This window comes from Ochrobactrum vermis (assembly GCF_002975205.1).
GTDB classification, from domain to species: domain Bacteria; phylum Pseudomonadota; class Alphaproteobacteria; order Rhizobiales; family Rhizobiaceae; genus Brucella; species Brucella vermis.
Genome location: NZ_PCOC01000002.1, coordinates 1,405,765 through 1,428,807 on the forward strand (window position 1 = coordinate 1,405,765; position 23,043 = coordinate 1,428,807).

Genomic DNA, 23,043 nt, shown 5'->3' on the forward strand with positions numbered 1-23,043 from the left:
GGGGTCCTCGCGGGTATGCGGCACCGCTCGCGCGCGATATTTTCGTGATCAGGCATTTCCAGCAAAACCGTTTTACACTTTTGCTGGAAATACTCTGTCGCGCGCCTGCAATGCGGTTGAATCTGTTGAGAACAACGAGACTGACGTTCGCACTGGAACGTCAGTCCGAGGCTGCTTATTTTGCAGCGTCGAGCGTTGCGTTGGCCTTGTCCACGAACTCGGTCGTGAAGGTCTTCGAAAGATCGACCTGCTTTTCCTGAAGCGGTTTCTTGAAGGTTGCAAGAACCTTGAGAACGGTTTCAGGACCATCCTTCGGCATCCGGCCATCCGGCGTGTATTGCGCCTTGCCCTCCGCAAGTCCCTTCACATAAAGGTCCTTGTCACCGACGTAATAATCCTTGGGCATCTGGTCGGCGATTTCCTCGGCGCTGTGCGAAGCGATGTAGCGCATGGTCTTGACCAGAGCGTTGGCAAGTTTCTGCGCGTCTTCCTTGTGGGTCTCAAGCCACGCGCTCTGAACGTAGAACGAGGCAGCCGGGTATGGTCCGCCAAGCGCTTCGATGGTCTTGTCCGGCGTGCGCATATCGACCAGCACCTTGGCATCGCCGCTCTTCAGCATATTGGCGACGGTTGGCTCCGTAGTCATGCCCGCCTGAACGGCATCCTGCTTGAAGGCCGCAATGAAAGTGTTGCCCGCACCGACCGGCAGCAGCGTATAGTCACCCTGCTTCAAGCCGTTACGCATGGCAAGATACTGGGTCAGAAAGTCCGTGGAAGAGCCGAGGCCCGTGACGCCGAGCGTATGGCCCTTGAAATCAGCGGGTGATTTGATCTGGTCGGCATATTTGCTGGACACCAGTTCTACTTCGCCCGGCGCCTGACTGAACTGAACGATGGACTGGATGAACTTGCCCTTAGACTGCAGGTCGATGGTATGATCGTAAAACCCGACAACGGCCTGGGCGGCACCAGCCAGCAGTTCGTTTTCCGCATCCACACCCGCACGGCTGTTGATCAACTCGACATCAAGACCTTCGTCCTTGAAGTAGCCAAGCTTTTCCGTCAGCACTGCGGGAAGGTAAATCTGCTTTTCCATACCGCCGACGATCACCGTCAGCTTTTCGGCATGGGCTGCGCTTGCACCTAATACCATCGCGCCGCCAATGACGGCTGCGCCAAACAGATGACGATATGAATTGATAGAGATTTTCATCAACGCTCCTCCGAGAGCTCCTGTCGGCCCGGCAAAGCCAGACCCCTCCTGATATGCAACCGATTCCTCAATCGGTTTTGAATGGTTATCGCAGGCAAGCTTTCAACCAGCTTTCAACAAACTTACAGTGAGCTTTCAAACCCAACGAATTGGGACCCGGAGATTATCGCTATTTGTATTCGGAGAAACAGAATTACCAGAAACACTGGTGTGATGCGTTTGATATCGCTGTCATAAAACGATCTGTTGCTTTCCCTTGAAATTAGGGGTTCAATCAATCAAACGGGGGAGGCAACCATGCCATTTCGCGGCAACAAGTATCAAGGAACATACGCGCCAAACGACCTTCAGCTTCTTCAGGCTGCCTATAATCGTTGCTGCGTATTGCTGGATCGGTGTTCGACAACACACGAAAGCAAAGAGGCGCTCGCACGCGCAATCATAAGAACATATGAATCCGGCGAACAAGACCCCGATAAGATTGCCGAAATCGTAGCCAAGCTAGAACTTGCTCGCGCCTAGAAAACGCCTGTTTTGCGGCAAATACCCTACTGAATGATAGCCGCGCAGTTCTTCCGTATTTACCACTGAGAGAATATTTTACATAAAGTAAACAATTCTCGGGTATAAAGTTTTGCAATCGGCTTCCTTTTAGTATAGCGGATCGCACGGATTTATAGGCTTTCGGACGGGATGATCTATCCGCCAGCCATCTGCGGAATGCATAGAATGCCATTTTCGAGAGATTACTACTTCGGGCGTTTCAAACCCGCCGAGTTGGAAGAGCTGCAAGCGGCTTATGTGAAGTCGTGCGAAGCGATGGCACGATGCCCGATCACCTCTCCCCATAAAGACGAAATGGCACGCGAGATCGTACAGATTTATGAATGCGGTGTCGTCGATGCTGAAAAGATCGCCGAACTCATGATACAGATTGAGGCGGTAAAACCGCGTCCTGTGAGCGAACAGCTACTCGGCTTAACAACAATTGAGCCCAAGATCGCCTGATTTTGAATCAGTTCAAAGTAAATACCCGGACGCGCACACCGCATCCGGGTATTTTTCTATTCAGCGCTGAGCAACAGGACGAACAAGCGGGGTCACGCGACGAATGGTGACGCGACGATTTTCCTGCTCAGCAGATTGCGTGCGAATTTTGAGGAAGCGTTCGCCATAGCCCTGCGTGACAAGATTTTCTGGAGGAATGTCATAGACTTCCGTCAAAAGGCTCGCGACTGATTCAGCGCGTTTGTCGGACAGGACGAGATTTGAACGATCAGATCCGACCGCATCTGTGTGTCCTTCAATAAAGAAGGTTTCGCCGGGGTCCCTGGCCAGTACCTTCTGCATGGCGGTCGCGACCTTGCGCAGTGTCTTGGCCTGAGAAAGCGAAACCTCGGCACTTCCCGTCGCGAAGTGGATCGTATCCAGATCGATACGACGCACCTTGTCACGCAGACGGGCAGAATGACGAACTTCGTCAATCGTATAGACGCGTTCCACACGCTCCACCGGCGGCATGGCAAGGAAGTCATAGAAATCGCGATCCGGATCGTCCGCGACGTCGATGATGTAATCCCTCACCGGAATGGTCAAACGCATCGGCGGCAGTTCATATCCCACATCGACAATCGAGGCGCGCGGATTGTTGTCATATTCCGGCGCATAGATCATCAGAAACTCATTACCGTCCCGGTCGATACGGGAACGCTGCAGAATGTCGCCATAACGATCATAGACTGTGACGATCTGGTTTCCGCCCGGGCGAACAATAGTTTCACGGGTGCGTCCGCGCGGCAGTTCATCGTAATAGGTTTCCTCCGCATCACGGCGCAATCTCGGACGGTCATCGCCACGCACGAAGATGCGGTCACCCACGTCAAGAATGACGCGATTATCCACTTCCTCGATCACTTTGACGTTCGTGACATTGTTGGTCACGTTGTTGACCGTCGTATTGTTGATAACGGTATTGTTCACCACCGTGTTGTTGATGATGTTGGTGGTCTCCGGTACGGCAAAAACCGGTGCCTCCTTAATACGGGTGCCTTCTTCCTTGAGATTGGCTTCAATCTTCTGCGGGAGTGCAGCCTTCACTTCCTCCGGGATAGCAACCTGTGCAGCCGCATCGTTTGCGGGCGGCGGTGCATTTTCCTCGGATGAACGCTGCTGTTCACGCTGCTTTCGGCGGTCTTCCCGCGACTGGGTGCCGCCAGAATTGTCAGCATCCTTGTCACTATCGAGAATGGCAGCACCATTATCGACCGGCAAGACGACCGTATCGTCTGTCTTGGCAGGGTCTTTTGCAATTTCCTGCTTTTCCTCGTTCGAACGTTGATCAACGATCTCCGGTGCTGGCTCCGCTGCAGGCGCTTGCGAACCTTCGGTCGACTGCGGCTGCTCGGCAGGCTGAACCTTATCTTGCGGCTCTTCCGATACCTTCGGTTGTTCCGGTGGAACTTCTTCAGGATGCTCAACAATGGATTCTTCTGCAGGTTCTTTCTGCGGAGGCGTTACCGGAGATACCTCTGCCGGTTGCTCGACTGGCTTTTCCGTTTCCGGAGCCGGAGCCTCCTTGGCAGGTTGCTCGGCCTGCTTGGCTGGTTCTTCCGTCGCAGGCTGCTCAGGCTTTGTTTCCGGTTCCTGTACAGGAGCCTCCTTCACCGGCTTTTCAGCAGGCGCTGTTTGCTCTTTAGGTTCACTGGCCTTGCGAGCCGTCTCTTCGTCAGCCTTCTTCTGTTCTTCAGCGTGATGTTGAGCTTCTTCTTCAGCGGCCTTCTGTTTCTGTTCGCTCTGGCGCTGAGCCTCTTCCTCGGCCTTTTTCTGTTCGGCAGCCTGCTGGGCCTGTTCTTCAGCCTGCTTCTGCGCTTCACGCTCTGCGGCCTGGCGTTGTGCTTCTTCTTCCGCAGCACGCTTCTGTTCTTCGGCCTGACGTTCAGCTTCCTGCTGAGCAGCTTTCTGCTGCTGCTCTTCTGCCTGTCGGCGGTTTTCTTCCTCGGCAGCGCGCTGTTGTTCTTCAGCTCGACGCGCTTCTTCTCCTGCAGCCCTTTGCTGTTCTTCGGCCTCGCGCTGTTGCTGCTGCAACTGTTCTTCGGATGGCTGGTCTCCACTTTCCTGCGCCAGCAAGATTGGAGCCGTCAACGTATCCGCCAGTACAGGTTGCGCGAGAATGGAAGCCGACAGAACCGGCACCGCAACCGTGGCAAGAAGCTTCGAACGAATAGACATAAATCCTTCTCCTTTTGGAAGGCAGAATTGATATGCGTCTCACCCACAGAATCGGGGGCAATGACGCCGTAGAACCGCCAGCGATATCCACCGAATTGGGACAAATTCCGGCAACTTCACAAATCCGTTATCGTAATCCACATGAACGCAGTCTGAACCCGACCGTTCCAAAACTACGAGATTTGACGCATTCGTCTGGCCAGAAGCTCAATACCTTCCGCAATGCGATTGAGCGGAATGGATGAATAAGCGATGCGAAAATATCGGCATGGCCGATCATCGCTCCAGAAGAATGGCGATCCCGATTCGATCAGCACACCATCCTCACGCAGATCGCGCGCAAGCTTGTCTGCATCCATACCTTCCGGTCCTTCGATCCAGAATGCCGTACCGCCAAAGCCCGACTTTCCTGCGATTTTCAATCCTTCTCGATTGAGTGCCTCGATCATGACGATGTGGCGCTTGTGATATTCAAGCCGCATACGGTGAATAACCGCGTCGTAATGACCAAGTGCCAGAAAATAAGCCGCCGTTCGCTGCAGATGACCGGGGGGATGACGCAGCATGAGCGCGCGCAGCGCCCTCGCCTCGCGGATGACAGGTGCCGGTGCAACAAGATAGCCAAGCCGAAGTCCCGGAAACAGCGACTTCGAAAAACTGCCCACATAGAGAACGCGGCCATACTGGTCGAGCGATTTCAGTGCCGGTGTCGGAGGCTGTAGAAAGCTCATCTCGAATTCGTAATCATCCTCGACGATGACGAAATCGCGTTCCGCTGCAGCCTCCAGAAGCGCGATACGCCGCGCGCGCGGCATGGTGGCGGCTGTGGGCGATTGGTGGCTAGGCGTGACGAAAACCGCATCGATTCCGCCCGGCAGCAGTTCTGGCGGCAAGCCACCTTCATCGACGTCGAGCGCCGTTACACGGGCTCCGGTCAGATGGAGCGTGGCGCTGATATCAGGATGCCCCGGATTCTCGCACACGACATGGGAATTCCGCGTCAAAAGCAGATGGCTGATAATCCAAAGCGCATTCTGCGCGCCAACCGTAACCAATATCTCGTCAGGTTCGGCACGTATCCCTCGACTCGGCAACGTGCGCGAACGGATATAGTTGACGAGCTCCACATCGTCTGCAGCGGCGAAGTCGCCCGCCATCAGAATAAAGTCTTCTCGCGCCAGCGCCCGCCTCGCGCAATCGCGCCATGCGGCGAGATCGAACAAGGTCTGATCCATCTGACCGTAGAGGAAGGGATAGCGATACCGCCGCCAGTCCAGGGGTTTGCGAATTGTTTTCGCAATATTGAAGCCAAGCCGCAGTTTCGACGACCAATCGACCGCTGTATCGGGTGTTTGCAAAAAATCCTTATCGGGCCGACTGATGGGGGGCGTTGCGGCCACGTGATAAGCACTGCGTGAATGCACCTCCAGATAACCTTGAGATACGAGTTCCTGATAGGCCAGCGTTACGGTGAGACGGGATAGTTTCAGGTATTCCGCCAGCTTCCGTGTCGAGGGCATGCGGGCACCCGGTAAAACAGCGCCGGAAAGAATGGCTGATACGGTCGTTTCACGGATTTGCGACTGCAAGCCCGTATTTCGTCCACCGTCTATAAAGAAAATCGTCGGCGAAACGGCATCCAATGCCCAGCTCCATTAGTAAAACTGCAAATACACCCAAGTCAGCGTCAGTTTTTCCGCTTCAAGCCTCACTTAGCAATAGTGTTTCTTCTTTCTACGTCTCCCCATGGAATAATTCCAGTGGCAAGGTGTGTGCATGCCCCGGTCGCGGGCAGTGCCATCTCGACCGCTGAACTGGACTTATTGACTATTCCAACTGGATATAAGGTAAAATTGATGAGATGGCTATCGTTTGTAACTGGAACTGAAGATTGGCGAAAAACGCCGGCAGTCGTGACCAAGTCAGGCATGGTTCTTAAATGGAAGGGGAACTCCATGAACTATTTCAATAGCATAAAACGGGTGGTGTTATTTTCGGCCGTAGCAGCGTTTTCAACGACTGCGGCTTATGCTGAAACCACGGTTGTGGTCGGCTATCAGCAGATCGTCGGGCCCTTTCTGACCGCAATCACGGATGGAAAGTTCGATGCGGCAGCCCAGAAAGCCGGATACAAGATCGACTGGCGCCAGTTCGCATCGGGTGGCGATATCTCGACCGCACTTGCCTCGGGCAATGTCCCCATAGGCGTGATCGGCTCGACAGGTATCGCGGCAGCCGCCACACGCGGTGTGGACCTGCAGCTCTTCTGGATCCTCGACAATATCGGCAAATCGGAAGCCTTGGTGGCGCGCGAGGGTTCCGGCATCGAAAAGCCGGAAGATCTCAAGGGCAAGAAGATCGGCGTACCGTTTGTTTCCACCTCTCACTTCCATCTTCTCGTCGGCATGGACGACATCTGGAAGATCAATCCGCGCGACGCGGAAATCCTCAACATGACGCCGCCACAGATCGTTGCCGCCTGGCAGCGCGGCGATATCGACGCGGCCTACGTCTGGCCACCGGCACTTTCCGAAATCCTCAAGACAGGCAAGGAAATTGCCAATTCCGAAGAAATCGGCGCGAAAAGCGTTCCAACCTTCGACGGACTTGTGGTGGACAAGAGCTTCGCCAGCGAAAATCCGGAATTCATGACCGCCTTTACGACGGTGCTGAAGGACGCCTATGCCGATTACAAGGCCAATGGCAGCCAATGGACTGCCGATTCCGAACAGGTCAAAGGCATGGTAAAGCTGATCGGCGGCAATGCTGCTGACATACCCGGTGCACTCGCATTGCTGTCCTTCCCCACAGCGGAAGAACAGGCCTCGCCGACATGGCTTGGCGGCGGCAAAGATAGCGGAGCACTTAAATCCGTTACCCAGAGCGCAAAATTCCTTGTCAGTCAGAAACAGCTCGATCAGGCTCTGGATGACTACAGCGGCAATGTAAACGGCAGTTTTGCCGAAGCCGCAGCGAAGTAATTACGTGAAGTAATTCAAGCGCCTCCGCCAGCGGCTGGCTTTCGGGCAAGCCGCTGAACCGAGACGGTTCCTGTATTATTGTGAATTCTGGTCATACCGGAACCGCTCCTTCGTTCCCGAAAGGTGACGTCATGGAAACCTTGAACGTATCGAATGTCAGTCTGACCTATCCTGGTCTTTATGTAGAAGAAGCCGTGATTGCACTAAAGGGTGTCAATCTGCGGATCGACAGCGGGGACTTCGTGGTGGCGCTCGGTGCGTCGGGCTGCGGAAAAACCACGCTTCTCAATCTGATGGCGGGGTTCATGATCCCGTCATCCGGCGAAATCACGCTTGGCGGAAGACAAGTGCGCGGTCCCGGTGCCGACAGAGGTGTCGTGTTCCAGAAACATGCTCTTCTTCCTTGGTTGAACGTCGTCGACAACACCGAGTTCGGCCTCAAGCTTCAAGGTGTACCGAAAGCTGAACGGCGCGAACGCGCCGCCAAGAACCTTGCGCTGGTGGGTTTGCAGGACTTTCACAATCACAAGATCTATCAGCTTTCCGGCGGTATGCAGCAGCGTGTCGGCATTGCCCGCGCATTGACCTGCGACCCTGCCATGCTGCTCATGGACGAGCCCATGGCAGCGCTCGATGCCCTCACTCGCGAAACGATCCAGGAATTGCTTTTGCGGGTCTGGCAAGTGACCAACAAAATGTTCTTCTTCATCACTCACAGCGTCGAAGAGGCCTTGTTTCTCGGTTCGCGGCTGATCGTCATGTCGCCGCGTCCCGGACGGATCACCCATACATATGATCTGGATTTCAACCGACGCTTTCTGGAATGCGGTGACGCGCGCGCCGTCAAGTCCAGTCCCGACTTCATCAAGATGCGTGAGACAATTCTGGGGATTATCTATGGCGATGAACGTGCATCAGGAAACCCGGAACTGGTCCATGCTTGAGTTTTTTACTCGGGCAAGGCCAGTCAAGCCCGGTAAGATCTACGGCGCTCCAGGTGATGGTAACAGCGGTTTCATTAGTCTTTTCACCGCTCTCGCCCTGCTGGGACTGTGGTTCCTCGTGACGGGAATGGGTTGGGTCAAACCACTGTTTCTCCCCTCTCCCTTTGCAGTCTACGGCAAGTTCGTGGTCGCCATGACAGATGGCGTGGCAAACTCCACTCTGGCCGAACATACGCTTGCCAGCCTTGGACGCGTATTGGGCGCCTTTGCAATTGCCTGTGTCACGGCAATCCCTATAGGCATCATGATGGGTATGAGCAATGTCGTTCGTGGCGTTCTGGACCCGATTATCGAGTTTTATCGACCGCTGCCCCCACTTGCCTATCTGCCGCTGATCATCATCTGGCTCGGCATCGGTGAATTCCCGAAGGTGTTCCTCATTTTCCTGGCAATCTTCGCTCCAATGGCGATTGCGGCCAGAGCCGGTGTTCGCTCGGTCTCTACCGAACAAATCCATGCTGCCTATGCGATGGGAGCATCCCGGACGCAGGTGATAACGCAAGTCATCATGAAAGCGGCCATGCCGGAAATCTTCACCGGAATGCGCATCGGGATCGGTGTGGGCTGGACGACGCTGGTCGCGGCAGAAATGGTGGCGGCACATCGTGGTCTTGGCTTTATGGTGCTCAACGCAGCACAGTTTCTGGCCAGCGACACCGTCATCATGGGCATCATCGTCATCGGTGTGTTCGCTTTCGCCTTCGATCTTCTGATCCGTTACATGGAAAAGGTCCTCATCCCATGGAAGGGCAAGATCTGATGGCGCTGCGACCGCTTTAACAGCCCGATCAAAATCCCATTCGCAATATCAATCGCGCGGCAATCTCGTCGCGCCACAGGGAAGTTTTGCCCGAAATCGGGCCAGACTTCAGACTAATCAAGGAGCACTGGAATGTCCGCCGGACAACTCACAGAGAAGCATTTTTCCGATCTTTTCGACGCCTTCAACCGCCACGACATTGAGGCAATCATGGCCTTCTTTGCAGATGATTGCGTGTTCTACACCATCGGCGGCGAGGACGTTTACGGCACCCGTCTTGAAGGCAAGGATGCCATTGCCAAGGCTTTTTCCGGCGTCTGGGCCGCGATGCCCGATGTGAAATGGGACGGGCACAAGCACTTCGTGAGTGGCGACCGTGCCGTGTCCGAATGGACCTTCCTTGGAACCGATGCCAATGGCGCGCGCGTCGAGGCTGAAGGTTGCGATCTCTTCACACAGCGTGACGGCAAGATCGTCCGCAAACAGGCATTCCGCAAGAACCGGCCTTTGCTGAAGGCGTAAGCCCCAACAATGTCCGTCGGTGATTTGGAGGACCGACATATGGATACCCACACACTCAACAGTTTCTCCGCCACCCAGCCGTTCGATCCCGCCTATGATCCGGTGGTTTCGAAGTCGCCTGGACAAGGCCGCGACTATGCGCCGACCTACTGGATCGGCACTGCCGGACCGGCGCCGGAGGATGACGGCCCTATTCGCGGAGACGTTGATGCCGATGTCGTCATCGTCGGCTCAGGTTATACGGGCCTCTCGGCAGCAATCCATCTCGCCCGGGATCACGGCGTAAAGGCCATGGTACTGGAAGCGAATGGCGTTGCATGGGGATGCAGTACGCGCAATGGCGGTCAGGCGCAGATTTCAGCCGGGCGGCTCAAGCGTTCGCAATGGATCGAGCGTTGGGGCGTCGATGTCGCCCGGCAACTGCACAAGGAAATTGCCGAAGGTTTCGACCTCTTTCGCGCGCTCATTGCCGAACCGGAAATAGATTGCGATCCGCAGGATGGCGGTCATCTTTACATCGCTCACCGCGACAAGGTCCTTCCATCGCTGGAGAAGGAGTCCCGTCTGCTGAATGATGTGTTCGGCTATCGGACGCGCATGGTCGGCCGCGAAGAGATTCACCGCGATTTCATCCGCGATCAGGAAGCTCGCGGGGCGATGTACGAGCCGGACGGTATTGGCATACACGCCGCAAAACTCGCCTTCGGCTATCTCCGGCTTGCCCGCAAGCTGGGTGCAAAGGTGCATACCGCAAGTCCGGTCCTCAGCTGCCGGAAGAACGGCAACGTTTTTCATCTCAACACGCCGAACGGTACAGTTAAGGCGCGACAGGTATGTTTTGCGACAGCGGGATACACCTCGCCCGGCCTTCATCCGCTGACGCGATATAGGTTGATGCCGGTGCTGTCGAATTCCATCGTGACGCGACCGCTGACGCCCGATGAGATAGAAGCTTGCGGCCCAAAGACCGGCATTCCGCTGACCGATACGCGCACGCTTCGCCACTACTATCGTTTTCTGCCGGACGGGCGAATGCAGATCGGCAGCCGCAGCGCCATTACGGGAGCTGATGCACCAAACCGGAAATATTACGATCTGCTGCTTTCTGGGCTTTACCGGAAGTTCCCGGCGCTGACCGGTATCCAGATCGATTATTCCTGGTGGGGATGGGTCGATGTCAGCCATGACATGATGCCCCGCATCTATCGTCCTGATCCGGCGCAGGAAATCTATTATGCCATGGGCTACGGCGGCAACGGCGTGATGTATTCCGCACAGGCCGGACGCCGTGTCGCCCAATTGATGACCGGCCACGGACAGGGACTGGACCTGCCGATCTTCACCTCCGAACTGCCGAGCTACGGCATGCTTACGCCATTTAGGCGCATGGGCCAGCGCGCGATGTATCGCTGGTATGCGCTGAAAGACGAAGTTCTCTGAATTGCAAGGAAAGGTACTCGCCATGAAAATGACGACGGAAGAAGCGTTTGTTAAGGTTCTGCAGATGCATGGGATAGAGCATGCATTCGGGATCATCGGTTCGGCGATGATGCCGGTCTCGGATCTGTTTCCGAAGGCAGGCATTACGTTTTGGGATTGCGCGCATGAGACCAATGCGGCGCTGATCTGCGATGGCTATACGCGGGTGACCGGCAAGATGGGCATGGCGATTGCCCAGAACGGTCCGGGCGTGACCGGCTTCGTCACCGCCATCAAGACGGCCTACTGGAACCACACGCCGATGCTGCTGGTCACGCCGCAGGCTGCCAACAAGACCATTGGCCAGGGCGGGTTCCAGGAAGTGGAACAGATGGCGCTGTTCGAGGATATGGTCTGCTATCAGGAAGAAGTGCGTGATGCGACCCGCATTCCCGAAGTGCTGAACCGGGTGATCGAGAAGGCTTGGCGCGGTTGCGCACCGGCGCAGATCAATGTTCCGCGCGATTTCTGGACGCAGGTCATCGATGTAGATCTGCCGCAGATCGTGCGACTGGAACGCCCCAGCGGCGGGCGTGATGCCATTGCCGAGGCTGCAAAGCTTCTGACGGAAGCAAAGTTCCCGGTTATCCTCAACGGTGCCGGCGTCGTCATCGGCGACGCGATATCGGAATCCATCGCGCTTGCCGAAAGGCTCGATGCGCCGGTCTGCTGCGGCTACCAGCACAATGATGCCTTTCCCGGCACCCATCCGCTTGCCGCAGGTCCGCTCGGCTATAATGGCTCCAAGGCCGCGATGGAACTGATCGCCAAAGCCGATGTGGTTCTGGCGCTCGGCACCCGCCTCAATCCGTTCTCGACGCTGCCCGGCTATGGCATCGACTACTGGCCGAAGGACGCCAAGATCATCCAGATCGACATCAATCCGGATCGCATCGGCCTCACCAAGAAGATCACGGTCGGCATTTGCGGCGATGCCAAGCAGGTCGCGCAGCAGATCCTCGACCAGTTGGGCGCCAATGCGGGCAATGCCGGTCGCGACGAGCGCAAGCAGCTCATCCATCAGCGCAAATCCGCCTGGCTGCAGCAGCTTTCCTCGATGGATCACGAGGATGACGATCCGGGCACACATTGGAATGCCGGTGCACGCGAGCGCGAGAAGGAGCGCATGTCGCCGCGACAGGCATGGCGCGCCATTCAGGCCGGTATGCCGAAGAACGCCATCATGTCCACCGACATCGGCAATAACTGCGCCATCGGCAACGCCTATCCAAGCTTCGAGCATGGGCGCAAATATCTGGCGCCCGGCATGTTCGGTCCCTGCGGTTACGGCTTCCCGTCCATCGTCGGCGCCAAGATCGGCCAGCCCGACACGCCGGTGGTCGGCTTTGCCGGCGACGGGGCGTTCGGCATCTCCATGAACGAGATGACCTCCATCGGCCGCAAGGGCTGGCCTGCGATCACCATGGTCATCTTCCGCAACTATCAGTGGGGTGCCGAAAAGCGCAACACGACGCTGTGGTACGACAACAACTTCGTTGGAACCGAGCTCAACCCCAATCTGAGCTACGCCAAGGTGGCGGATGGCTGCGGTCTCAAGGGCGTGACCGTCGATAGCCAGCAGGCGCTCACCGAGGCCTTGCAGACGGCAATCGACGATCAGGCCAAGGGCGTGACCACCTTCATCGAGGTGGTACTCAATCAGGAGCTGGGCGAACCTTTCCGCCGCGATGCGATGAAGAAACCTGTCACCGTGGCCGGCATCGACAAGGCTGATATGCGCCAGCAAATGCCTGTCTGAACCAGTCCCGTCAGAGCATTTCCTGTTTTGATTGTGTCATTGGAAATGCTCTATCCGTTTGTTTTTACGCATGTCTTTATCCCGAAACCGGTTCCCACTTTCGGGAGACATGCTGTAATGATCAGGCCGGGAGGGCTTTCATCCTCCCGGCCATTCCAGAGAAACATACATCCATGCTGCCGTTGGAAAAGATTTTTGAGAAAGCGCGTTCAAAGCCACGTCACATCGTGCTGGCCGAGGGCGAGGACCCGCGTATCATCGATGCGGCGCTGCGGGCCGAACAAGAAGCCATTGCCCGCATCACGCTGCTGGGGTCGCAAAGCATCATCGGCGGACAGATCGACGGTTCAAAGATCGCGATCATCGATCCCAAAACATCGGACAGAAGCGCGGATTATGCGCAAAAACTTTACCGGCTGCGTCAGGCCAAGGGCATGACCGAAGAACAGGCCGCGGCAATGGTAAAGACGCCGCTCGGCTTTGCCGCCATGATGGTGCGGGAAGGCGATGCGGACGGAACGGTCGCCGGTGCGGTTGCGACGACAGCCGATGTGGTGCGTCATGCCCTGCAGATCATCGGCAAGGCCGAAGGCGCTTCCCTCGTCTCGAGCTTCTTCCTGATGCTGCTGTGCCAGTCGCACCATCAAAAGAAAGGCGCTTTCGTCTTTGCCGATTGTGGCCTCGTGGTGGAACCGGATTCCGCCCAGCTTGCCGATATCGCCATCCAGTCGGCAGATTCATACCGCCAGCTGACCGAAAAGGACGCAGCCGTTGCCATGCTGTCCTTCTCCACCGGCGGCAGCGCCGCGCATGAACGCGTGTCGAAGGTCGTTCAGGCAACCCGCACGGTGCGCGACCGCAAACCCGATCTGTGCATCGACGGTGAACTGCAGTTCGACACCGCTTTCGTGGAGGCAATCAGCCATGCCAAATCACCGGATTCACCGCTGAAGGGCAACGCCAATGTCTTCGTCTTCCCCAATCTGGAAGCTGCCAATATCGGCTACAAGATTGCCCAGCGCATCGGGGGAGCACAGGCCATCGGCCCCGTGCTCCAGGGCCTCGCCAAACCCGCAAACGACCTCTCACGCGGCTGCTCCGCCGACGATGTCCTCCACATGATCGCTATTACAGGCAATCAGGCAATGTGAGGGACATCGAGTTGTTATTCGCGCACCGCTGCTAAGGCATCAAGAAGCGAGCGACGATGCCATAGAGAAATTGTGGCAGCACCGTAAAGGCATAGGGCGCATAGACCCGTTCCAGCCGCTGATGATACTCGCGCCCCCACGGGCCGATGTTCACGACCGGATAGGAAAGCGCTTTCGGATGAGCGTGGTCGATAAACTGAGCCGCCGGTGTATTGGCTGCGATCACTTCACTATCTGTCGCGTCCGGGATGTGACCGAAGAAGCTCATATCCGAAATACCGGCAAAGATTTCCCGATATCGGATCGTTGTATCGAACTGACGTTCCGCATCCACGCGCGCCGTTTCCAAAGCTTCTGCGAAACGCTGTTCTTCTGCCGTTTCGCTGCCCATACGAACATGCGGATAGACCAGACTTCCAAAGCCTATAATGACCGTCGGGCCAGTAATGCGGGCCTCGGCAACCATACAGTTGACAAGTTCCCGCGTCATGAGAAGCGGGTTGTCGCTGCTTGAAAGCTCAGCCTCCAGCGCAGCTATCCGTTCCAACGCCGCATCGCCACCGATACGGCGTACCTCTTCGCGCAGCTCAGCCGTGGTAAGAATTCGCGCTTTGTGATTTATGTCGGCTTCACTGCCGGCAAGCTTTGCAAACCGTTCCGCTTCGACATTGAAGTGAGTGATCGCGCGATCCAGCGCCTCACCGACAACCGCCTTGAACCGCTGGAACAAAGCGTCGGGCGAAACGGAATGGGTCAGCCAGTTGAAGGCGATCCATGTTCGTTCCGGCGTGGTCACTTCATAACCACCTCGGAAATCCCGCGCTTCAAGACAGATCGGAGGCGGCGAAACTTCGCCGTCTGCCGTGTCGCAGAGGGTTGCGTTGGCTTCCACCGCGCGCATGATTTCGGACGCGATGAGGTGCGCGCTGACGCCTTCGAACGGATAGCTCGCATGCGAGGGCTGCCCAACGACGAAAGCAAAGGGAAGCTGCTTTCCGATGGTGCCACGATAGATGGCACGGCCTTCCGCGCCGTCGCCCTGATCGCTTGTTGCGTCCAGATTGATACCGGCAACGATATCGAGGCCCCAGCGTTCGGCAAGCTCTGGCAAGGCGTCGCGCAGGCTGCGCATTCCCCGCGAACCGCGCTCTTCGTCAGGGGTCGCGAACAGGATCAGATTGCCTTCGCGATCTGGCTGTTGCGAGAAATATTCCAGTGTTGCGATACCTGCTGCAACGCCGCTCTTCATGTCGAGCATGCCACGTCCGGGGATGTAGTTCCCGCTCTGGAAGTCAGCGAGCGCCTTTTCCTCGTTCGGCGCAAGCGGGCGGCTCGTAAGATCTGCCAGAAGTGCTTCCAGCAAGGCGTCCGGTTCGAAGGCCAGATGCTTCAAATCGCGATAATTGCCCGTTTCCACCACGTCGAAATGTCCGGCCAGCGCCAGGGTTCGCCGCCCTGTACCGCGAACGACCGCAATGACATTCTTGGTCATCGGCGAACCGTGGCTGTCGATGACGGCAATGTCGTCAGGATTCTTCTGGAAATAGGGAAGCTCGCGCAAAAGCTCGGCAAGCTTCGGACCGAACGATGCCTCGTCGGGGGTTCCGGTCTCGCTCGGCCATCGTACCATGCGATAGGAGAGTTCTCGCACCCGTTCCGTCGGGTTCCATTCATTTGGGGATGCCACGGTCTTTCCTCGCTTAATAGTTCCCCGTCTCCGTGCCTTGGTGAAGGCACAGACGGGTTCTCAAATCTGGTTTAAACGTCGACTTACTGGTTGAGATGTTTTTTGAGGAACGCTCTCGTTCGTTCATTCTCCGGATTGGTGAAGATCACGTCCGGCTTGCCTTCCTCGACCACAACGCCCTTGTCCATGAAGAGTACCTTGTCGGAGACTTCGGCAGCAAAGCCCATTTCGTGGGTCACAATCAGCATGGTCATGTGTTCCTGTGCAAGCTGCTTCATGACCTGGTTCACCTCCTCAACCAATTCCGGATCGAGCGCAGAGGTCGCTTCGTCGAACAGCATGACTTTCGGCTGCATGGCAAGCGCACGAGCGATGGCCACGCGCTGCTTTTGTCCGCCAGACAGACGCGACGGATACATGGCAGCCTTGTCTGCAAGGCCAACCTTCTTCAATAGCGAAACGGCCAGCTCCTGTGCTTCATGCTTGCTCTTGCCCTTCAGCTTGATCGGACCGAGCGTGATGTTTTCCATGACATTGAGATGCGGAAACAGATTGAAGTGTTGGAAAACCATGCCCATCTGCTGGCGCACCGCATTGATGTGCCGCTCGAAAGCACGCCCGCTCAGAGACTGGTTGACCTGAACGCCGTCCAGCAGGATCTGGCCCGAATTGACCGTTTCCAGATGGTTGATAGAGCGTAGCAAAGTACTTTTACCGGAACCGGACGGACCGATGATCGCTATGATCTGGCCGCGTTCGACAGACAGGTCGATCCCTTTGAGGACTTCGAGTGCGCCATAGGACTTGTGGACGTCTCGCACTTCCACCATGGGTTTACTGTTGCTCATCGGTAAGCCTCGACTTTCTTTTCCATCCAGTGCAATCCGGCTTCCAGGATGAGATTGAGTACGTAGAAGATCACTGCGGCAGTGATGTAGAATTCAAACGGGCTGTAGGTTTCGCTGATCGCCTGCTGCGATGCATGCACAAGCTCGGTAATGCCGATCACCGACACAAGTGCCGTATCCTTCAACAAGGCGATGAGGTTGTTACCCACCTGCGGCAGTGCGTTGCGGACGGCCTGCGGCACGATGATGTAGCGCAGTGTCTGGCCACTGCCGAAGCCAAGAGAGCGAGCGCCTTCGTTCTGCCCCGGATCGACAGTCTGGATCGCAGTGCGGAAGATATCAGAATTATAGACCGCAAAATGCAAGCCAAGGCCGATGATACCTGTCCACACGGCCGGGATGTTGATGCCAATTTGCGAGAGACCGTAATAGAGCAGGAACAGTTGCAGAAGCAGTGGCGTCCCCATGAAAAGCCAGATGAAAAAGCGAACAGGATAGCGCACCAGCCCGTTGCCATAGAGCACGAGCAGGGCGAATGCGATGCCGCCGAAGAAGCTGACGATAGATGAAGACACCGCGATGATAAGCGTCCACCAGACGCCAGTCATCAGAAGTTCGGTATAGGGCGGGACAATGGAAAAATCGAGTTGCATGGGATCACCGCCTATTTGAGTGCGTAGCGGGCTTCGAGGAAATCGACGAAGCGTGCAACGATGTAGATGAGAACCATGTAGATGGCCGCGGCGATGCCGAAGATTTCAAACGGACGGTAGGTCGAGCCGATGAAGCGTTGGGCCGTGTAGGTCAGTTCGACCACAGAGATCGCTGAAACCAGAGCAGACCCCTTTATCAGCATGACGGTGTTGACGCCAAGCGAGCGGATCATCAGCCGTGCTGCCTGTGGTAGCACCACAAAGCGCATTGACTGTCCGCTACCGAAGCCGATGGAGCGGGCAGCCTCCCTCTGACCGGCATCGACCGTCAGAATGGCGCCCCGCATAGCTTCAGCGTAGTAAGCGCCGATATTCAGACCAAGACCGATAGCACCTGCTGCGAATGGTTCAAGATTGATGCCAATCTGCGGTCCACCGAAATAGAGAACAAAGAGCTGCAGCAGGCATGGCGTGCCGCGAAACACGCTGACATAAGCTGTTCCGATGAAACGCAGCGGCCAGAAGCGCGACAGCTTCGCGGCTGTGGCAAGCGCACCGACGCTCAAACCGATGAGAATGGCAAGCGCCGATATTTCGACGGTAACCAGGGCGGCTTCCAGGAAGTATGGAAAGACCTCCGCCATCAAAGAGAAATTCATTATCTCCCCTTTCCTGTCTGGAAAACCAAGTCGGAAAGACATGTTGCCGGGACGTTTATTTTAGCAGCCGTCCCGGCAAGGGTTTCATACGGTTAGCGGATGTCTCGGCCGACCCACTTGGTCGAAATTTTCTCGTAGGTACCATCAGCTTTCATGTCATCGAGAGCCTTGTTGATCGCATCCTTCAGCTCTGGATTACCCTTGCGCAGAGCAATGCCGACATTGTCGGTGCCCTGAAGTTCGGGCGTATCGAGCTGGCGAACCTTCTCGCCGCTTTCCTTGATGGCGATCAGGATCGGAATGTCGTCCGATGCAATAGCGTCCACGCGGCCTGAACGAAGCTCGAGCAGCAGTTCGGGAATGCCCTTATAGGTACGAACGGTCCAGCCACCCTGTTCGCGCGCCCACTTGTCGCTGGTTTCGCCAAGCGTCACGGCAATGGTCTTGCCCTGCTTCAACTCGTCCATGGACTTGATTGGCGAAGCTTCCGTCACGAAGATGCCACGGCCACCGCGATAGTATGGACCTGCGAAATCGACAGCCTTTTCACGTTCAGGCGTGATGCTCATGCTGCCGACGACCACATCGAATTTGCCTGCGCGCAGTCCGGCAATGATGCCGTCGAAAGCCGTGGTTACGACGACGGGTTTCACATCAAGGCGCTTGGCAATTTCGGCGCCGATATCGACGTCGAAGCCGACAACCTGGTTCTGGCCATCAACAAAGCTGAACGGCGGAAAAACACCGCTCATGCCGATGCGCAATTCACCGCTCTGCTTGACCTTTTCGAGGTCGTCGGCATGAGCGGGCGCAAGCATCATCAGCGCGCCGACACCAGCGGCAATGAGTGAAGACAAAAGGGTTTTCATTTCATTTTCTCCTAAGTGATCGTAACGCGATCACGGGCGATGCCCGTTCCAAGCGTCTGGCAGGACGCATTTTTCCAAAACGTCAACGCCCGACAGGCGGCGACAATTTTCTCGGGAAAGCCGATTCGGAACAGGCAAGATCATCGCGTCCTGGTTACCCAGGAGCGGGAGAAAGAAAAGCTCCATTGATCCACCTCCGAAATTCCCCTTGCCGGTTGCGTTGCTGCTTATCCGGCTTGTTTGTTTTCAAGCACGCTAGCGGAGCAAAGGATCAACGAAAACGCCATTTCGGCATAGAAATGTTCAGCAATCTGCGATAAACGCAATCAAACTGACGAAATCGTCAAACCGGCGGTGTGGTGATGGATGATCTGGATCAACGATTAATCTCAGAGTTGCGCATCAATGCGCGCGCGTCCATTCCGACGCTTGCCAGCATTCTGGGTGTAGCGCGAGGCACGATACAAAGCCGGATGGAACGTCTGATCGCATCAGGTGTCATCGCGGGCTTTACCGTGAGGCTGAAGGATCACGGCTCTACCGACATGATCCGCGGTATCATGATGATCGAACTGACCGGACGAAACATCAAAAGCGCGATCGCGACATTGCGTAAAAACCCTGGCTTTTCCGCTGTGAACACCACGAATGGAACATGGGACCTGATCGCCGAAATCGAAGTCCCCAACATGAATGAGTTTCATCGGCTGGTAACAGGCATTCGCGCCATGGACGGAATTGCGAAGTCCGAGACACACATCTTTCTCGGACCCGCTTGAGCTGTCGGCTCTTATTCCGCCGCTTCCGCCGCATAGCCGAACTGCATGATGGCTTCCGGCGCAGCAACGCCCGGCAGAACACGCCCATCATCCACCGGCACACCTATCTGTGTGGTCATGGGAATGACGCCCGCCCAGATCGGCAGCGCATAATCAGCATCATCATCCTTCGGTGGCCCTGAACGGACCTTCGCCGAAGCCTCGTTCAGTTCGAGTTCCAGAAGCATGGTGGCTTTCAGTTCCTTGGCCATCATCGGCCGCAGCCCTTCCCAGCGCCCTGGTAAAAGCCCGTTCACGAAACTGCGCAAGTGATGTTCCTTCGTCGCGACATCCGTCACTTTGCGCGCTGTTCCGAAAGCCATGACCGAGCGATAATTGCAGGAATGATGGAATGCGGAGCGGGCGAGAACCAACCCATCAAGCAGCGTAAAGCTTACGCAGACTTCAGTTTCATTGCAGCTTTCCAGCATGCGGCTGGCGGATGATCCGTGCCAGTAAATGAAATTGCCTTCCCGCCACACTAGTGTCGGTGTGACATAGGGCGTTCCATTGAACACATACGCCACGTGCGCCAGCGGTTGAGCATCGATGATTGCGTGCACCGTGGCTGTGTCGTAGGCGCCGCGTTCATGCATGCGTTTTACACGGCTGCGTTCGGAAGGGACTGTCGTCATGGCCGATATTTCTCCTTTATATTCGGCCAGATTGGCGTCATAGTGGCTTTGATAGAATAACCACTTTGAATGAATATAATAATGCCAATTTCCAATACGCTTCCAGAGTTAGGGATTGATCGTGCCGGCGATACCCCGTTGACCACCCAGTTGGTCGAGCAGATCAGGCAGGCGGTGTTGGCCGGGCGCCTGAAGCCCGATGCAAGATTGCCGTCCACACGTGCCTTGTCACTGGAGCTGGGTCTTTCCCGCACCACCGTTCTTGCAGCATTCGATCAGTTGATTTCCGAAGGCTATCTGGAGGGGCGACAAGGCTCTGGCACCCATGTCGCGGCAGAACTTCCCGACACCAGTCTAACGGTCAACCAGCAGCTTTTGCACCGAGCGACAACGCCGCGGCGTTTTCATCGAGAACAAACCAAACCTTTTCGGCTTGGCGTGTTTGATAGCGATCATTTTCCGCACAATCAGTGGGGCAAACTGCTTGGGCGTATCTGGCGCGCGCCTTCCCAAGACCTGTTGGACAGTGAGGACGTGTTCGGCTTCCATCCGTTGCGGATATGGTTGGCCCGCCACCTGCACGAATGGCGTGGCATGATTGTATCACCGGAACAGATCATCATTACCGGTGGTAGCGCTGATGCTTTTTCCCTCATCCGGGAATCTCTGTTTGAAGCAGGCGACAAGCTGTGGATGGAAGAACCGGGTTATCCACCTGCGCGCAAGATACTTGGCGTCAATGGCCTCGACGTCATCCCTGTCCCTGTCGACAGAGGCGGCCTTGACGTTTCGGTGGGACGGGAAAAAGCAGCAGATGCCCGCGCCGCCTTTGTCACACCGGCGCGACATCACCCAACCGGCGTAACGATGACTTTGGGTCGGCGGCTGGAACTTATCGGCTGGGCAAGAGAGCGCGATGCCGTCATCATTGAAGACGATTACGACAGCGAGCACCGTTATGTCGGTCAGCCCCTGCCATCCCTGATGTCGCTTGATCCGGATCGCATCCTTTATATCGGAAGCTTCTCCAAGGTATTCTCGCCACTCTTGCGACTGGGGTTCCTGATTGTACCGTCGCATATGATCGATCAGTTCAGAGCACTACGACAAACCCTGTTCCCCGCGCCGTCGCCATTGGCCCAGCCAGCCTTGGCCAGCTTTATCGAAACGGGAGCCTTTGCCCAACATATCCGGCGCATGCGCCGCATACATGCAACACGCCGTCGAAAGCTGATTGCAGCACTTGCGCCTGGAGAACCGAAACTGTTCCGGATTGAGGCTCCTCCTGCGGGACTATCCTTACTGCTGGCTTTGCCAGACGGACAAAGCGATACACGCCTTGCAACTATTCTCGCAGAGGCTGGGATTGAAGTTCAGGCGCTATCGTCGCTCTATACGAAACTGACGCCACGTCAGGGGCTTATCCTCGGCTTTTCAGGATTTGATGAAACCGTATTGGAAAATTCTGCAATAGCACTGATGAAAATTCTCGAACGATCGAATTAGAGGGTGTGCATTAGCAATTTCGTAAACTTTGGATTCAGCATTTCCCGGTAAGCTTTGATTAGCAATTAGCTCGGGAGGAGCGTTGCAGCCCTTTTGTTTTGCGTTACGGGTGCTCATGCGTTCTTCGGTTGTATCAGTCATTGCCCTTGCCTGCGCCGCTTTGACGGGCTGTACGTCAAGTTCCGGCATCGACGGCATCATGCTCCAGTCGAAAACCTCGGCTGAGACCACGAGTTCGGTGGCTCGCCCGGTTCCACCCGCTCCCTTGAGCGAAATGGCGAGCGCACCACAGCCAATGCCCGCAGCGGGGCAGGAAGAAGTCCTGGCGTGGGCCGGTCCTATACCTGATGCAGGTCCATTCAAGGCTGCGCCGCCTGCGCCCGTTACGCCACAGCCGCAGCTACAAGAACGACCACAGGCGCGCATCTCGGTTCCAAAACCGGAAGTCGCAGCCTATCCGCCAGTACGCCTTACACCGCAAGAACGGTCGAAAATCTATAGTCACCGTTTCCGTGACGCGAAACCGATCAATTTCGGACGCTCTTCTCCGCGCAAGCTGGCAGTGCACGGCGTGGATGTATCTCGCTGGCAGGGCGATATCAACTGGGTGAAACTGCGCACGCAAGGGGCAAACTTCGCCTATATCAAGGCAACCGATGGCGGCGACCATCTTGATCCTAAGTTCCGCGAGAACTGGCGCGAAGCGAAAGCGGCAGGCATCAAACGCGGCGCATACCACTTTTTCTATTGGTGTCGTGTAGCAAGCCAGCAGGCCGACTGGTTCATTCGCAACGTTCCGAAGGAAGCCGACGCGCTTCCACCTGTCATCGATGTCGAATGGAACGGCGATTCCTCCTGCAAGCGGCGGCCTTCTCCGGCGCAGGTGCGGGAAAAAATGCAGGTCTTTATGGACAGGCTGGAGCAGCATTACGGCAAACGGCCAATCATCTATACCGCACCGGATTTCTATGATGACAATCTGAAAGGCGCCTTCACCAACTATCCATTCTGGCTGCGTGCCGTAGCCCAGCATCCATCCAAGGTCTATCCGGGTCGCCCGTGGACATTCTGGCAGTATTCGGGATCGGGGCTGTCACAGGGCGTCAACGAAAAGATCGACCTGAATGTCTTTCACGGGTCGGAAGACGACTGGCACAGGTGGCTGGCGCGCGCCGCCAGCTAGAGCACTTCCAGTTTGGATGTTATGAGATCATATCAGGGATAACCGAAGCTTTGCCTCGAAACCCGGCATGCAACACCGCCATGCCGGG

Annotated in this window: 20 protein-coding genes; 11 read left to right on the forward strand and 9 right to left on the reverse strand. The window is 56.2% G+C overall.

Annotated features, from left to right (window positions below):
- Positions 1-175: 175 nt before the first annotated feature.
- Positions 176-1,213, reverse strand: coding sequence for an ABC transporter substrate-binding protein (locus tag CQZ93_RS20890; RefSeq protein ID WP_105544464.1), 1,038 nt, complete (start codon positions 1,211-1,213; stop codon positions 176-178).
- A 729-nt stretch (positions 1,214-1,942) separates the two neighbouring features.
- Here CQZ93_RS20890 and CQZ93_RS20900 point away from each other — a divergent pair.
- The gene (locus tag CQZ93_RS20900) at positions 1,943-2,221 is read left to right on the forward strand and encodes a hypothetical protein (protein ID WP_105544466.1); all 279 of its coding nucleotides are present in this window, start codon (positions 1,943-1,945) and stop codon (positions 2,219-2,221) included.
- A 60-nt stretch (positions 2,222-2,281) separates the two neighbouring features.
- On the opposite strand, the gene CQZ93_RS20905 is transcribed toward CQZ93_RS20900, so the two are convergent.
- Positions 2,282-4,441 (reverse strand): OmpA family protein, encoded by a 2,160-nt coding sequence (locus tag CQZ93_RS20905; RefSeq protein ID WP_105544467.1) that lies wholly within the window; start codon positions 4,439-4,441, stop codon positions 2,282-2,284.
- A gap of 173 nt (positions 4,442-4,614) precedes the next feature.
- The gene (pdxR, locus tag CQZ93_RS20910; RefSeq protein WP_105544468.1) at positions 4,615-6,084 is read right to left on the reverse strand and encodes a MocR-like pyridoxine biosynthesis transcription factor PdxR; all 1,470 of its coding nucleotides are present in this window, start codon (positions 6,082-6,084) and stop codon (positions 4,615-4,617) included.
- Between the two features lie 312 nt (positions 6,085-6,396).
- On the opposite strand from pdxR (CQZ93_RS20910), the gene tauA reads away from it, so the two are divergent.
- The 7 genes from tauA to pta all read left to right on the forward strand — a co-directional run bounded on the left by tauA (position 6,397) and on the right by pta (position 14,097).
- Complete coding sequence (gene tauA / locus CQZ93_RS20915; RefSeq protein ID WP_105544469.1) at positions 6,397-7,422, forward strand: taurine ABC transporter substrate-binding protein; 1,026 nt, start codon at positions 6,397-6,399, stop codon at positions 7,420-7,422.
- Positions 7,423-7,553: 131 nt separating this feature from the next.
- Positions 7,554-8,366, forward strand: coding sequence for a taurine ABC transporter ATP-binding protein (locus tag CQZ93_RS20920; protein WP_105544470.1), 813 nt, complete (start codon positions 7,554-7,556; stop codon positions 8,364-8,366).
- On the forward strand, positions 8,359-9,186 hold the full coding sequence (locus CQZ93_RS20925; protein WP_105544471.1) for an ABC transporter permease subunit: 828 nt from the start codon (positions 8,359-8,361) through the stop codon (positions 9,184-9,186). The genes CQZ93_RS20920 and CQZ93_RS20925 overlap by 8 nt, the downstream gene beginning before the upstream one ends.
- 132 nt (positions 9,187-9,318) lie before the next feature.
- On the forward strand, positions 9,319-9,708 hold the full coding sequence (locus tag CQZ93_RS20930; protein WP_105544472.1) for a nuclear transport factor 2 family protein: 390 nt from the start codon (positions 9,319-9,321) through the stop codon (positions 9,706-9,708).
- Positions 9,709-9,747: 39 nt separating this feature from the next.
- Positions 9,748-11,148, forward strand: coding sequence for an NAD(P)/FAD-dependent oxidoreductase (locus CQZ93_RS20935; protein ID WP_105544473.1), 1,401 nt, complete (start codon positions 9,748-9,750; stop codon positions 11,146-11,148).
- Between the two features lie 22 nt (positions 11,149-11,170).
- Complete coding sequence (gene xsc, locus CQZ93_RS20940) at positions 11,171-12,946, forward strand: sulfoacetaldehyde acetyltransferase (protein WP_105544474.1); 1,776 nt, start codon at positions 11,171-11,173, stop codon at positions 12,944-12,946.
- Positions 12,947-13,119: 173 nt separating this feature from the next.
- Positions 13,120-14,097 carry a phosphate acetyltransferase gene (pta, locus tag CQZ93_RS20945; protein ID WP_105544475.1) on the forward strand — a complete coding sequence of 326 codons (978 nt, stop codon included), beginning with the start codon at positions 13,120-13,122 and terminating at the stop codon, positions 14,095-14,097.
- 31 nt (positions 14,098-14,128) lie between these two features.
- Here pta and CQZ93_RS20950 read toward each other — a convergent pair whose 3' ends face one another.
- The 5 genes from CQZ93_RS20950 to CQZ93_RS20970 form a co-directional block, all read right to left on the reverse strand.
- Complete coding sequence (locus CQZ93_RS20950; RefSeq protein ID WP_105544476.1) at positions 14,129-15,727, reverse strand: M20/M25/M40 family metallo-hydrolase; 1,599 nt, start codon at positions 15,725-15,727, stop codon at positions 14,129-14,131.
- 140 nt (positions 15,728-15,867) lie between these two features.
- The gene (locus CQZ93_RS20955; RefSeq protein WP_105544477.1) at positions 15,868-16,632 is read right to left on the reverse strand and encodes an amino acid ABC transporter ATP-binding protein; all 765 of its coding nucleotides are present in this window, start codon (positions 16,630-16,632) and stop codon (positions 15,868-15,870) included.
- Entirely contained in the window at positions 16,629-17,285 is a 657-nt protein-coding gene (locus CQZ93_RS20960; protein WP_105544478.1) for an amino acid ABC transporter permease, read from the reverse strand. The genes CQZ93_RS20955 and CQZ93_RS20960 overlap by 4 nt, the downstream gene beginning before the upstream one ends.
- A gap of 11 nt (positions 17,286-17,296) precedes the next feature.
- A complete protein-coding gene (locus CQZ93_RS20965) occupies positions 17,297-17,944 on the reverse strand; it encodes an amino acid ABC transporter permease (protein ID WP_105544479.1) in 648 nt (215 codons plus the stop codon).
- Between the two features lie 92 nt (positions 17,945-18,036).
- Positions 18,037-18,813 (reverse strand): ABC transporter substrate-binding protein, encoded by a 777-nt coding sequence (locus tag CQZ93_RS20970; protein WP_105544480.1) that lies wholly within the window; start codon positions 18,811-18,813, stop codon positions 18,037-18,039.
- A gap of 362 nt (positions 18,814-19,175) precedes the next feature.
- Between CQZ93_RS20970 and CQZ93_RS20975 the strand changes: the two genes are divergently transcribed.
- On the forward strand, positions 19,176-19,592 hold the full coding sequence (locus tag CQZ93_RS20975) for an Lrp/AsnC family transcriptional regulator (RefSeq protein ID WP_105544481.1): 417 nt from the start codon (positions 19,176-19,178) through the stop codon (positions 19,590-19,592).
- 11 nt (positions 19,593-19,603) lie between these two features.
- Here the strand turns inward: CQZ93_RS20975 and CQZ93_RS20980 are convergent, their stop codons facing one another.
- Positions 19,604-20,266, reverse strand: a complete 663-nt coding sequence (locus CQZ93_RS20980; RefSeq protein WP_105544482.1) for a pyridoxamine 5'-phosphate oxidase family protein — start codon at positions 20,264-20,266, stop codon at positions 19,604-19,606.
- An 81-nt stretch (positions 20,267-20,347) separates the two neighbouring features.
- On the opposite strand from CQZ93_RS20980, the gene pdxR (CQZ93_RS20985) reads away from it, so the two are divergent.
- Together pdxR (CQZ93_RS20985) and CQZ93_RS20990 are read left to right on the forward strand one after the other, a co-directional pair.
- Complete coding sequence (pdxR, locus tag CQZ93_RS20985) at positions 20,348-21,772, forward strand: MocR-like pyridoxine biosynthesis transcription factor PdxR (RefSeq protein ID WP_105544483.1); 1,425 nt, start codon at positions 20,348-20,350, stop codon at positions 21,770-21,772.
- A gap of 115 nt (positions 21,773-21,887) precedes the next feature.
- Positions 21,888-22,955: a glycoside hydrolase family 25 protein gene (locus CQZ93_RS20990; RefSeq protein WP_105544484.1), complete on the forward strand. Its 1,068-nt coding sequence runs from the start codon at positions 21,888-21,890 to the stop codon at positions 22,953-22,955.
- Positions 22,956-23,043: the final 88 nt, after the last annotated feature.

Bases quoted from the DNA above. Each gene is read 5' to 3' on its own strand.
- CQZ93_RS20890 (WP_105544464.1), bottom strand. From the start codon at position 1,213: ATGAAAATCTCTATCAATTCATATCGTCATCTGTTTGGCGCAGCCGTC.
- CQZ93_RS20900 (WP_105544466.1), top strand. From the start codon at position 1,943: ATGCCATTTTCGAGAGATTACTACTTCGGGCGTTTCAAACCCGCCGAG.
- CQZ93_RS20905 (WP_105544467.1), bottom strand. From the start codon at position 4,441: ATGTCTATTCGTTCGAAGCTTCTTGCCACGGTTGCGGTGCCGGTTCTG.
- tauA (WP_105544469.1), top strand. From the start codon at position 6,397: ATGAACTATTTCAATAGCATAAAACGGGTGGTGTTATTTTCGGCCGTA.
- CQZ93_RS20920 (WP_105544470.1), top strand. From the start codon at position 7,554: ATGGAAACCTTGAACGTATCGAATGTCAGTCTGACCTATCCTGGTCTT.
- CQZ93_RS20925 (WP_105544471.1), top strand. From the start codon at position 8,359: ATGCTTGAGTTTTTTACTCGGGCAAGGCCAGTCAAGCCCGGTAAGATC.
- CQZ93_RS20930 (WP_105544472.1), top strand. From the start codon at position 9,319: ATGTCCGCCGGACAACTCACAGAGAAGCATTTTTCCGATCTTTTCGAC.
- CQZ93_RS20935 (WP_105544473.1), top strand. From the start codon at position 9,748: ATGGATACCCACACACTCAACAGTTTCTCCGCCACCCAGCCGTTCGAT.
- xsc (WP_105544474.1), top strand. From the start codon at position 11,171: ATGAAAATGACGACGGAAGAAGCGTTTGTTAAGGTTCTGCAGATGCAT.
- pta (WP_105544475.1), top strand. From the start codon at position 13,120: ATGCTGCCGTTGGAAAAGATTTTTGAGAAAGCGCGTTCAAAGCCACGT.
- CQZ93_RS20950 (WP_105544476.1), bottom strand. From the start codon at position 15,727: ATGGTACGATGGCCGAGCGAGACCGGAACCCCCGACGAGGCATCGTTC.
- CQZ93_RS20955 (WP_105544477.1), bottom strand. From the start codon at position 16,632: ATGAGCAACAGTAAACCCATGGTGGAAGTGCGAGACGTCCACAAGTCC.
- CQZ93_RS20960 (WP_105544478.1), bottom strand. From the start codon at position 17,285: ATGCAACTCGATTTTTCCATTGTCCCGCCCTATACCGAACTTCTGATG.
- CQZ93_RS20965 (WP_105544479.1), bottom strand. From the start codon at position 17,944: ATGAATTTCTCTTTGATGGCGGAGGTCTTTCCATACTTCCTGGAAGCC.
- CQZ93_RS20970 (WP_105544480.1), bottom strand. From the start codon at position 18,813: ATGAAAACCCTTTTGTCTTCACTCATTGCCGCTGGTGTCGGCGCGCTG.
- CQZ93_RS20975 (WP_105544481.1), top strand. From the start codon at position 19,176: ATGGATGATCTGGATCAACGATTAATCTCAGAGTTGCGCATCAATGCG.
- CQZ93_RS20980 (WP_105544482.1), bottom strand. From the start codon at position 20,266: ATGACGACAGTCCCTTCCGAACGCAGCCGTGTAAAACGCATGCATGAA.
- pdxR (WP_105544483.1), top strand. From the start codon at position 20,348: ATGCCAATTTCCAATACGCTTCCAGAGTTAGGGATTGATCGTGCCGGC.
- CQZ93_RS20990 (WP_105544484.1), top strand. From the start codon at position 21,888: ATGCGTTCTTCGGTTGTATCAGTCATTGCCCTTGCCTGCGCCGCTTTG.